Annotated in this window: 13 protein-coding genes; 7 read left to right on the forward strand and 6 right to left on the reverse strand. The window is 43.1% G+C overall.

Annotated features, from left to right (window positions below):
- Positions 1-54: 54 nt before the first annotated feature.
- The 4 genes from hisA to LC574_RS09460 all read right to left on the reverse strand — a co-directional run bounded on the left by hisA (position 55) and on the right by LC574_RS09460 (position 1,833).
- Entirely contained in the window at positions 55-828 is a 774-nt protein-coding gene (gene hisA / locus LC574_RS09445; RefSeq protein ID WP_229453207.1) for a 1-(5-phosphoribosyl)-5-[(5-phosphoribosylamino)methylideneamino]imidazole-4-carboxamide isomerase, read from the reverse strand.
- Positions 829-854: 26 nt separating this feature from the next.
- Complete coding sequence (locus tag LC574_RS09450; protein WP_229453209.1) at positions 855-1,148, reverse strand: DUF3593 domain-containing protein; 294 nt, start codon at positions 1,146-1,148, stop codon at positions 855-857.
- A complete protein-coding gene (locus tag LC574_RS09455) occupies positions 1,145-1,480 on the reverse strand; it encodes a DUF2499 domain-containing protein (RefSeq protein ID WP_229453210.1) in 336 nt (111 codons plus the stop codon). Before LC574_RS09455 ends, LC574_RS09450 begins: the two co-directional genes overlap by 4 nt.
- Before the next feature lie 137 nt (positions 1,481-1,617).
- Positions 1,618-1,833, reverse strand: coding sequence for a hypothetical protein (locus LC574_RS09460; RefSeq protein WP_229453219.1), 216 nt, complete (start codon positions 1,831-1,833; stop codon positions 1,618-1,620).
- Between the two features lie 210 nt (positions 1,834-2,043).
- Here LC574_RS09460 and csaB point away from each other — a divergent pair, with 210 nt between their 5' ends.
- The 4 genes from csaB to LC574_RS09480 all read left to right on the forward strand — a co-directional run bounded on the left by csaB (position 2,044) and on the right by LC574_RS09480 (position 5,892).
- Entirely contained in the window at positions 2,044-3,096 is a 1,053-nt protein-coding gene (gene csaB / locus LC574_RS09465; RefSeq protein ID WP_229453221.1) for a polysaccharide pyruvyl transferase CsaB, read from the forward strand.
- Positions 3,097-3,338: 242 nt separating this feature from the next.
- A complete protein-coding gene (locus LC574_RS09470) occupies positions 3,339-4,802 on the forward strand; it encodes a glycosyltransferase family 87 protein (RefSeq protein WP_229453237.1) in 1,464 nt (487 codons plus the stop codon).
- Between the two features lie 189 nt (positions 4,803-4,991).
- Positions 4,992-5,444 carry a retroviral-like aspartic protease family protein gene (locus LC574_RS09475; protein WP_229453223.1) on the forward strand — a complete coding sequence of 151 codons (453 nt, stop codon included), beginning with the start codon at positions 4,992-4,994 and terminating at the stop codon, positions 5,442-5,444.
- Between the two features lie 100 nt (positions 5,445-5,544).
- Positions 5,545-5,892 (forward strand): hypothetical protein, encoded by a 348-nt coding sequence (locus LC574_RS09480; protein ID WP_229453225.1) that lies wholly within the window; start codon positions 5,545-5,547, stop codon positions 5,890-5,892.
- Positions 5,893-5,941: 49 nt separating this feature from the next.
- Here LC574_RS09480 and pgeF read toward each other — a convergent pair whose 3' ends face one another.
- A complete protein-coding gene (pgeF, locus tag LC574_RS09485) occupies positions 5,942-6,727 on the reverse strand; it encodes a peptidoglycan editing factor PgeF (protein WP_229453227.1) in 786 nt (261 codons plus the stop codon).
- Between the two features lie 77 nt (positions 6,728-6,804).
- Here pgeF and LC574_RS09490 point away from each other — a divergent pair, with 77 nt between their 5' ends.
- The 3 genes from LC574_RS09490 to LC574_RS09500 all read left to right on the forward strand — a co-directional run bounded on the left by LC574_RS09490 (position 6,805) and on the right by LC574_RS09500 (position 9,583).
- Complete coding sequence (locus LC574_RS09490) at positions 6,805-7,623, forward strand: biotin--[acetyl-CoA-carboxylase] ligase (RefSeq protein WP_229453229.1); 819 nt, start codon at positions 6,805-6,807, stop codon at positions 7,621-7,623.
- A 90-nt stretch (positions 7,624-7,713) separates the two neighbouring features.
- Entirely contained in the window at positions 7,714-9,324 is a 1,611-nt protein-coding gene (locus LC574_RS09495) for a peptidoglycan DD-metalloendopeptidase family protein (RefSeq protein WP_229453231.1), read from the forward strand.
- Between the two features lie 76 nt (positions 9,325-9,400).
- Positions 9,401-9,583, forward strand: coding sequence for a hypothetical protein (locus LC574_RS09500; protein ID WP_229453233.1), 183 nt, complete (start codon positions 9,401-9,403; stop codon positions 9,581-9,583).
- On the opposite strand, the gene LC574_RS09505 is transcribed toward LC574_RS09500, so the two are convergent.
- The gene (locus LC574_RS09505; RefSeq protein ID WP_229453235.1) at positions 9,546-10,223 is read right to left on the reverse strand and encodes a riboflavin synthase; all 678 of its coding nucleotides are present in this window, start codon (positions 10,221-10,223) and stop codon (positions 9,546-9,548) included. The two genes, LC574_RS09500 and LC574_RS09505, sit on opposite strands and share 38 nt — an antisense overlap.
- Positions 10,224-10,559 lie beyond the last annotated feature (336 nt).

Below are 10,559 nucleotides of genomic sequence, written 5' to 3' on the forward strand. Positions count from 1 at the left end.
AATAATCGTTACTCCGAGTACAGTAGTGGAGTGTTTTACCAAAGGCAGAAAATATCAAGCAAAGGTAGAAAAACCTAGATTGGGGGGGATATCCTGAATCCGCCCTGGCCCGATCGCTCGTAATGCTTCTTTGAGTAAAATATCCCCAGTATACAAGGCACGTCCGACAATCACACCAGTCACGCCTTGAGGTTCTAACGCTAACAAACTCAACAAATCGGTGACAGAACTTACCCCGCCAGAAGCAATTATCGGAATGGAAATTACTGCTGCAAGTTCTCGCAAAGCTTCTAAATTGGGGCCGATAAGTGTACCGTCACGGTGGATATCTGTGTAAATGATGGCTGCTGCACCCAATTCTTGCATTTGTACAGCCAGTTGAGTTGCTAAAACTTCTGAGGTTTCTAACCAACCGCGAGTTGCTACTCGGCCGTTACGCGCATCAATACCGATAATAATCTGTCCAGGAAATTCTTCACACAGTTGTTGCACTAGCTGGGGTTGTTCAACGGCGATGGTTCCGAAAATTGCCCACTGTATGCCTAGATTGAATACTTGTTGCACACTGGTGCGATCGCGCAATCCTCCACCAATTTCAATCGGCACTGACACCGCATTAGCGATCGCTTCAATTGCCCCCAGGTTTACTACTTTACCTGCTTTAGCACCATCTAAATCAACTATATGTAATCTGGTAGCACCTTGATCTACCCACTGTTTGGCAACATCAGCAGGATTTTCGCTAAAAACTTGTGAGCGATCATAGTCTCCCTGATATAGTCGCACACAGCGCCCTTCTAATAAATCAATCGCTGGAATTACATCCATTTATTTCTTCCTTATAACTCCAAACACTAGTTTTTCATTTTTAATTGCCTGACAGCTTGCCCAAAACCCAGCACAAGCAAGATATTAGAAAGGGTCAAAAATAATTCTGCACTACCGTGCAACCAATCTACATTGGCCAAAGACTCGCCATAATGCAATACAGCATAAATCCCTGCTGGGATGGTAATGGCAACAAAGACGAGAGTGCCGTAAAATCCATACAGCGCTAAACGCGGCATTTGCGGACTGCGGCTGAGAAACCACAAGAAACCCAAATAGGGAAACAGTGAAAGTGCAAACAGGGTTTCTTTAGAAATCATTGCTCTGATTTGATAGGTTTTGGTTCGACAGTGTTAGGAGACTTGGTAGAACGCCAAATCAAATACGCTGCTGCCCAAAGGGTAAAATTACCAACTAAGGTCATGGTAGCTTGAAGCGTTACCAACCATTCTAGAGATTCGGCGTTGTCGAAATAATGCCAGGTACAGGCACATAAGGCGCTGACTAAAGCTGGTAACATGGCAAGGGATAATCCCCACCAATTACGATTATTGGTGAGTTCGCCGTAAGTCCAAATTAACCAAATGGCGACAATCCACTCAATAACGCTAGAAATATGAATAATCCAGGTGGGAATCGATAGGGCGTGCATACAACAGTGGGGAGTGGGGAGTGGGGAGTGGGGAGTGGGGAGTGGGGAATTATAAGTTAGGAGTTAGGAGTAGCGCTGCCAAGGTGAGATGTAGCTTGAATTTTATATTTGTTTAAACAAAATCTTTACTTGTTCTTTTAGAATTTTAAAGATTCCGAGTTCAGAGCTTCAACGTCCGAGTTCAAAGGCTCAACGTTCGAGTTCAGAGGCTCAACGTTCGAGTTCAAAGGCTCAACGTTCGAGTTCAAAGGCTCAACGTTCGAGTTCAGAGGCTCAACGTTCGAGTTCAAAGGCTCAACGTTCGAGTTCAGAGGCTCAACGTTCGAGTTCAAAGGCTCAACGTCCGAGTTCAAAGGCTCAACGTTCGAGTTCAGAGGCTCAACGTCCGAGTTCAGAGGTTCAACGTCCGAGTTCAGAGGTTCAACGTCCGAGTTCAGAGGACGTTCTAACTATCTTCTGCACTATTCAAAGTAGAACTTGGCAATGAGTTTACCATTTGTATCAAGGACAGAAATTCATTTAATAATAACTATTAATCTAAAATCCAAAATCTAAAATCCAAAATGGTCAAGATACGGGCGTTATTGTCTGGATATTACGGTAAAGGTAATGGTGGTGACGAAGCTTTGTTGGCAACGCTTTTGCAAATGTTACCATCTCACGTAACCCCTGTGGTACTTTCGGGGAATCCAGAGGAAACGCGCGATCGCTACAATGTAGAAACCTGCGATCGCATGGCTCCTTTACCTGTACTGCAAGCTTTACGCTCAAGTGATGCCTTGATTTGGGGCGGCGGGAGTCTCATTCAGGATGTTACTAGTACCATTAGCCCATTTTATTATGGCGGACTGATGGCATTGGCGCAGAAAATGGGTTTGAAAACTGTTGCTTGGGCGCAGGGTATTGGCCCGTTAGTGCGTTTGCAAACTCGTTGGTTGGCACGGCAAACCTTTGGTAATTGTACCAAAATTAGTGTCCGCGATCGCGCCAGTGCTGCTTTATTATCTGATTGGCAAATTCCTTGTATTATAGCTCCTGACCCGGTTTGGGCGTTGGAATCAAAACCAGTTCCAAGACTTTGGGATTTACCTGCGCCGAGAGTTGCACTAACGTTGCGATCGCATCCCCAACTTACAGAAACACGCCTAGCAAACTTAACTCGTGCTTTGGTTGACTTTCAAAAAGCTACGCAGGCTTTTATTTTACTACTACCATTTCAAAAAAGTGAAGATTTAAGTATTGCCGAAGCCATTCAACCACACCTTAAAGATGTTAGCAAGATTTTATGTCTGGAAGATCCGCAACTTTTAAAAGGTGTATTTCGCGGCGTGGAAATGGCAATTGGGATGCGCCTACACAGCTTGATTATGGCAGCATCTGTTGGTTGTCGCTGCTTTGCTCTCAGTTATGATCCTAAAGTAAATCGTCTCATGGAAGACTTGAAAATGCCTGGATGGGATTTAGCTAGTTTACCAGATGACCCCAATTTGATTAGTCTGACTTGGATGGAGCATTACGCTAATGGTGATCCTTTATCACCAGAGCAAATAGAATCTTTAGTAGATAGAGCATTAATGCACCGCGAGTTGTTGAGCGACGCTTTATGTAATAAGTAAGATTAAGTAATGTAGACCGAATAAAATGCAAAACTTCTAGAACTTACGCACTGTACAAAATAATCATGTTGTGTATCAATTTAATACTTTTTTCAGGCTTTTATTAATCATTTTTTGTCCGAAAAGGGAGTAATTGTAAAAATTTTGTAAGGAAATTATGAAAATATTTAAGTATTTATTATCAAGATTGATTTTAGCGATATTATTTATGAAATGCAAAAATAATTATTTAAATAATTTTGATGATAAGCTTTGGCTTTTGGAACCTAATTATAGTAATTTTAGTTACTTTAGTTCTCAAAAATAATTGGCGGTTAGATGAAGAAAAGGCAGCCTGGAAAAATTATTTATTCTTAAAATCTTCAGCCATCCAACGGTTGATACAATTTTTTCGTCAACCAATTGTTAACTTCCTCCTCCAAGCAGGTGTTGTATTAGTCGTTACAAGATTCCTCTGTTATACAGGTTGGCTACTTTATTTCCTAAACCAGCCAAATCCACCTTTATGGGATTTTCAGTGGTATTATGTGGCGAGTAAATTGGCTCATCAGCATGTGAGTCCTTTTAATGTCGAGATTTTTAATCAGACTTTCTGTAGCGTAACTACGGTGTGTGGCTCTCTTCCACCGTTTGTCTATCCACCTAATATTATTCCTCTCATCTGGTTTCTCGGTTATTTTTCGATGAATACTGCATATAAAATTTGGATTTTAATGCATATATTACCAATCGGTTTAGCCTTATGGGGAGCGAATATATTGCTAGAGTCGAAGTCACAATCTTTCAGAACTATTTGCACAATTTCGGTTGCCTTGATTTATGGCGTAGTTCGCGATCTTCAAGTTGGTAATATAGCAATTTTTATTGCAGTTCTTATCTTATGGATGTTTATCATAGCTAGAAAACATCAGGATATTCCAGCAGGAATTTGCTTGGGGCTTGCCCTTTGTAAACCAACATTAGCTGCATTATTCGTTCTGTATTTTCTACTTAAAAGACGCTTCTCTCTAGTTTTTGTATCTGTTATCACAGTAACTTGTCTAGCATTTTTAGGTCTAGCCTTAACAGGTAATTCTTTGACACAATTCGTGTCGGATGCATTTCGTGGATTTTCCCTTTGGCAAAACGATCCCGCAGTTAGCCCTTATATATCGATCAGTCGTCTCGATTTGATGGTTGTGGGGCCGAGATTACTTCCCAATAACCCATTCTTTGCCAAGCTTTTGTCAAATTTAATTGTTCTGATACTTGTTGGTTTGGTGGGTTTGTATTGGTATCTACAACAATCTCTCACCGACTGGTCAAAAAAAATATATTTAGCAGAAATGGTAATAGTTTCTTGCTTGAGTATTGGCATCACCTATTCACAGGAAACTAGTTCTGTAATGTTAATACCTGCTGTTGTTTTTTTGCTAAATGATTTGCTGTATCAGATCAGGTATTGTAAATTCTCTAGGAGAAGAATGTCTGTTTGGTTAGCAGGGGTTTGCTGTCTTGCAGTGCAAACAGCAGTTATTCATGGCTGGCTCATCGGCTCTCTAGGAAAACGATGGAATGTGAAAGCAGGGGAATTGCCATACATTATGAAAATAACTATCTTCGCCCTACCAAGTTATGCGGTTTTAGGAATCACTCTCAGTATTTTAGTCTTAGCAATTAGCTCCCTTCCTCAAAAAGAGGTGATGAAATTTGAACCTTTGAATTAAGTGTGAATCCATTTTGGATTTTGGATTTATTCTCGCGTTTTAATTCGCTTGCTTTCAAACCCGTTTAGATTTTAAATTTTGAATCTTCAATCCCATTATTGAAAATCTAAAATCTAAAATTCGGTAAATACTTAGGCAGCATAGGATACTGTAGAAGCAGATTAAAAAATTTTCCAAGACATACAGATTATGGTAAATCTCAATCGTTACCATTCTGCCAGCAATGAACCTATGGGTGCAGTTCGAGTCCAAGTCAAGCTCACCAATGCCATTGATGAAGCCCTTGTCAGCCGAGGAATGCTCAATCCAAATATGCTGCGGGTGTATGAAACTGAAGCATTAGTGGACACTGGGGCAGTACGTACTGTACTACCCATGTCTATTGCCCTGCAACTTGGTTTGAGAATTCGAGGACAGCAGATTGCTCAATACGCCAATGGTAGCGAAGAATCTGTAGGCGTGACTGAACCCGTAATTATTGAATTGACAGGGCGGGAAACTACCGAAGCAACATTGGTTATAGGTGATATAGTCTTGATTGGACAAACGGTGCTTGAGACGCTGGATTTATTGGTAGACTGTAGAAATCAGCGACTTATTCCGAATCCTGAGCATCCTAACTATCCTGTGATGAGAATATAGGCTAAGAACTTATCATCAGAGAAAATCCAATCTCTGGTGGATGGTGCTTTACTGCATTGCAAGTTGTTGAGTGAAGCTTTAAATTAAGTTTTTGTCAGTCATGAGTGTCACCTTTTGGCTAATGCGAGTATCACCTGACCTAATCTCGATAAACCATATCAATGAAGAGAATATTTTAGAAATTGGTACTAGCCCAGAAATAATTTCTGTAATTTATGAACTTTATCCTGACGTTAGATTCGATGACGGTTGTTATTACTTTCCAGGATGCACTATAGAAAATCCTAGTGATTCTTCTGTATGGAAAGTCTGTTTAGGTGATGAACCCGTAAAATTGATTTATCTCTCGGCCCATGTTGGCAAGTGCGATTTGAGAATTATTCAGGATCTCTGTCATCAGTTAAAATGTTGTATTTTTGATCCACAACATGGCAAATTTATATATTGAATCCAAGCTGATAAAGCGATCGCTCTATCAGCCAAAACACATTTGAATGCTAGTGACTTATTTTACCGCTAACAATACCTGACCACTGCACTTTTTTCTCTTTTTCTCGGCGGTAAGAAAAGAAATGCTCTGGAGTTTGGAAAGTACAATAAGGTGCTATCGCAATTTGTTCTGCACTAATCCCCATATTTTCCAGTTGTAAAGTATTCACCCGCCGCACATCCAGCCGCACCTTTCCTGGATTAGGATCTTCCAGCAAAGGTGAATTTGGTAATTCATGCAACGCTTGAACAATTTTTTGTTCGTCGTAATGTGGTATAATACTAGCCCCGATTTCGGCAGCCACTTTGATCGAGACTTGGTAAACCTCACCAGCGATCGCTGGCCCCATCGCAATTCGTAAATCATCGAGTTTACTGCCTTGAGATTGTAATCGAGCGATCGCTAAGGGCACAATCTTCTTAGCAGTCCCCCGCCAGCCTGCGTGTAATGCTGCCACCCGTCCAGTTTGCACATCCCCAATCAACACAGGTGTACAATCTGCACTAGCGACCCAAACAGCTTGTAGAGGCTGCTCGCTAATTAAACCATCCGCCGATGCTAAATCATCCCTAAGAGTGCTTAAGATCGTGTCAATCTCTTGGGGAGTGAGAACAGTATTGCCATGAACCTGCTTTAAGCGATAGACTGATGCCTCTGGTTGCAATACTTCTGTGATAACTTGTGGCGATCGCGGCCAAAACTGCTGGGTAAAGAAGCCGTGATGCCAACGTTCCAGAATACTACAAGTTAGATAGGGTAGTCCTTCCCAATTGCGCCAGTGCCAAGTGTGCATCTTCAACCAAACCTAAACAGAAATCACTCATCAGCCAATCAATGCTAACTTGAACAACGGAATTTGGGTTAACTGCTGTGGGATTTAATTTGCAAAACTTGGAAGCAGCCTTGAAAGCAGGGCGTAAGTATACATATTTACCATTTTCCCTCCACTTTTTTGAAAGCGTCTCTTCAACTAACCAAACCCTCTGGAACTTACTCAACCAAGGGGCTATTTCAGGAACAGTAGTAATCGCAACTGTGCAGACTGCTGGGCGGGGACAATGGGGACGCCAGTGGATTTCTCCTGTTGGCGGATTATATGTTTCCGTGGCGATTTCTTTCGACCACAAAATAGAGGCTACTGACAGCTACCAGCTAACTTTTGCTACTGCTTGGGGAATTGCGTCTCAATTGCGCCAATGCGGTGTAGATGTTGGGATAAAATGGCCCAATGATTTAGTTTTAAATGGTCGCAAACTAGGCGGCATTTTGACAGAAACCAAAGTAAACAAAGGACAAATCACCCAAGCAGTAATCGGTGTTGGTATTAACTGGATAAACCCAGTACCAGAAACTGGAATCAATCTGGAATCGTGGCAAGCTTCCCAAGATTTCAGACCGATTACTTGTCTGGAAATGCTCACCTCTAAAGTCTTACTGGGAATAGAATCCGGTATGGAGTGCCTTTTCCAAGAAGGAGTAAAGGTACTCTTGTCTCGCTATTTAGATTTGCTTACAAACATGGGCGATCGCGTCTACGTCAACAATATTTCAGGTAAAGTAGTTGGGGTGACATCTCAAGGAAATTTACGAGTTGATTTAGAAACACATGAGACAAAGGAACTAATTACACCGGAAATTTATATTGAACCCGGTACAATCAGTTTGGGGTACCATAAATCTTCCGTTTAAATTTGAGGTTTGTTCAAAATTCCCCTCTTTGGGCAAAACAAACCACTAGCTTCATCTCTTTAGGCTAATTACACACAACTGAGAGAACAAATGACGCAGCGCAATAATTCTGCCCCTCATCGTTTGCATTACTTATGGCAGCAAGGTCTTACAAAAAAACGTTTTGCCTCAACACTACCAGCTCAGAGCCTCTGTTGGCTGAGTAGCGTCAGCCTCCTTAGCGGCGGCTTTGTGTTTGCCCAAACGGAAACACAAATAGACAACATCGTTCCCACAGTTGAAAATTCCCAGCCAACAGCAGTTACAAATCCAGTTAAAGCCTCTCTGCGAGACGCTACGCGAACGACTCCGCTCGGCTTGAAAAAGCAGGCTGTTGCACCCGAAGCCGCTCAAGCACAACCGGAATTTTCCCAACGGCGAGCCAGACTCAAAAAGAGATTAGCCAAGCCAGAGGTTGCTCAATCAAAAGAGCCGGTTAGGCAGTCTACACCCAAAATCGAAGCTGCCCAACCTGTTGTGATTATCAGACAGTCAAAACCCAAGGTAGAAGCCTCCCAGGTTACTCCTGCACGGGTGAGACAGGAAAAACCCAATACCCCTTTCCGCTCTTTACCTGAAAAACTTCCAGAAGTTGCTCAACCATCAAATAACTCCAACAGCCCTGTCAGTGCAACGCCGGAAAAAACCAAGGATTATAATAACGCTTATATCGATCCTAATAGTTATGACAGTGGTGCCACAGCTACTTATCAAGCACCAAATTCCGTAATTCTCACAGAACGCTCCAGTGGTTGTCGAGCCACGTTGCCATCAGGGCAAAGCGTATTAGGCGGTGTTTGCGCCAAAGTACCGCAAAGGAGTGTAGCTGATTCTAATAGTAAACCAGCACCTAATTGGCTCAGAAGAAGTCAAAATGCACAATTACCAGTAGTTCCACCTGTGCGGCAGATTGCATCTTCTACTGCCAACACCAGCAGATGGCGTGCTACTCCAACTCAAAGTGGTTCTAACGGTGTCACCAAAAGCGGATTTCGCCCTAATCGGTTTATACCAAGTCCTGGCGAGTTCAGCCCTACGAGAGTGAGTGCAACTCCCATCGCACCAAGTGGCGGTACTTTACCACCACCAATGGCAGATGGCAACATTGCACCACGCCCCAGCAACGTAGCTTACGACTTCTCACTGGCATCAGTATTGCCACAAATCCCCTACATAGGGAGAGTTGCCTATAGTGGTACGGGAATGATGTATCCATTGTCTATTCCCTCTCCTATTACTTCTGTATTTGGTTGGCGAATTCATCCAATCACAGGTAATCAACGCTTCCATGCTGGTACAGACATCGGTGCGCCTACGGGTACGCCAGTTTTGGCAGCTGCTGCTGGTCAAGTAGAAACTGCTAACTGGTTGGGCGGTTATGGTTTAACCGTTACCCTCAATCACAAATCTGCTCAACAAACTCTCTACGGTCACATGTCAGAAATCTTTGTTCAACCTGGTCAGTGGGTAGAACCTGGAACTGTCATCGGTCGAGTTGGCAGCACCGGGAACTCCACAGGTCCTCACCTGCACTTTGAAGTCCGTCACCTGTCACCGAATGGGTGGGTTGCTACTGACCCAGGCGTGGAATTACAAAGCGCCCTCAGCCAATTAGTGCGAGGCTTGCAAACTGCTCAGGTAAGCCAGGAACCAGGCAGCTGAGACTGGGGACTGGGGAAGATGAGGGAGATGAGGGGGATAAGGGGGATAAGGGGGATGAGGGAGACAAGGAGAGAAGTTGGAGCGGAGGCTTCCTCTGTTAGCGCAGTCCGCCGTAGGCATCCAAACTTCGGAGGACAAGGAGAATAACCCATGCCCCATTCCCCATGCCCCATGCCCCATGCCCAATGCCCCATGCCCCATGCCCCATGCCCCATGCCCAATTACAAATACCCGTGTTCTGCTAGGAATGCGGGTGTAATACCATCCATACTAATTTCATCAGTGATGGTGTGTGAGTTTCCAGGGTAAACGAATTTTTCGACGTATTTGCCGAGAATATCCCCTTCTAGATTTACCAAACTGCCAGGAACCAAATAGCGAAGATTTGTCTCGGTGTATGTGAGGGGAATTACTGCCACCTTGAATTGAGAGAGTTCTGGCTCATAAGCAGCTACTGTGAGACTGATGCCATTGACAGCTATGCTACCTTTGGGGACAATATACCGTGCGATCGCCTCGGATGCAATAAAGGTCATTTCCCAAGAACTAGCCGTTTGTTCTGCCACTAGGAGTCGACCGATGCCGTCTACATGACCCATCACAAAATGACCGCCAACTTTACTGCCCACCCTTAGCGATGCTTCTAAATTGACATATCTCTGTTGCGTTTGCTCACTTAAGAGAGTTGTGCGGCGTAGCGTTTCCGGTGAAGCCGTGGCAATAAACCCGTCTTTTAAAACTTTTTCCACTGTCAGGCAAACACCATCTACAGCAACACTGTCACCATAAGCCAAATCTTGCATAATTACTTCACGCGACTGGCTTACACAAGTAATTTGCCAAGAATCGCCCCCTAAGGGTTCCATCGTTCCTAATGCCTGGATTAATCCTGTAAACACGGCTTTTTTGTCAAACTAACTCTATTTATTGCCTACTTTTGCTTAAAATCAATTGGTAATTGTCACATAAATCTCCAACATCCAAGTATATTTTATGACTTTTTTTAGTATAGGAATATTAACACATTAGCATCCTTCACAGGGCATACTTGGGTAAGAAGGTTATTGTCTAAGAAGACCAATTTGACTTACTCTGGTTTTCACCACAAGTTCGGAGTTTAATAGAAGCAATTATAGAGAACGAATGCTTATGTTTATTACTGTCGCTCAACCGCCTAAAAAGGGGTGCTATTTATTACATAGCATCCAAAGCTCTCAAAGCATTGTAGAGGCTTA

The sequence above is a fragment of the Nostoc sp. CHAB 5715 genome, assembly GCF_020829685.1.
Lineage (GTDB): Bacteria > Cyanobacteriota > Cyanobacteriia > Cyanobacteriales > Nostocaceae > Nostoc.

Coding starts and splice junctions, on each gene's coding strand:
- hisA (WP_229453207.1), bottom strand. CDS start 828: ATGGATGTAATTCCAGCGATTGATTTATTAGAAGGGCGCTGTGTGCGA.
- LC574_RS09450 (WP_229453209.1), bottom strand. CDS start 1,148: ATGATTTCTAAAGAAACCCTGTTTGCACTTTCACTGTTTCCCTATTTG.
- LC574_RS09455 (WP_229453210.1), bottom strand. CDS start 1,480: ATGCACGCCCTATCGATTCCCACCTGGATTATTCATATTTCTAGCGTT.
- csaB (WP_229453221.1), top strand. CDS start 2,044: ATGGTCAAGATACGGGCGTTATTGTCTGGATATTACGGTAAAGGTAAT.
- LC574_RS09470 (WP_229453237.1), top strand. CDS start 3,339: ATGATAAGCTTTGGCTTTTGGAACCTAATTATAGTAATTTTAGTTACT.
- LC574_RS09475 (WP_229453223.1), top strand. CDS start 4,992: ATGGTAAATCTCAATCGTTACCATTCTGCCAGCAATGAACCTATGGGT.
- LC574_RS09480 (WP_229453225.1), top strand. CDS start 5,545: ATGAGTGTCACCTTTTGGCTAATGCGAGTATCACCTGACCTAATCTCG.
- pgeF (WP_229453227.1), bottom strand. CDS start 6,727: ATGCACACTTGGCACTGGCGCAATTGGGAAGGACTACCCTATCTAACT.
- LC574_RS09495 (WP_229453231.1), top strand. CDS start 7,714: ATGACGCAGCGCAATAATTCTGCCCCTCATCGTTTGCATTACTTATGG.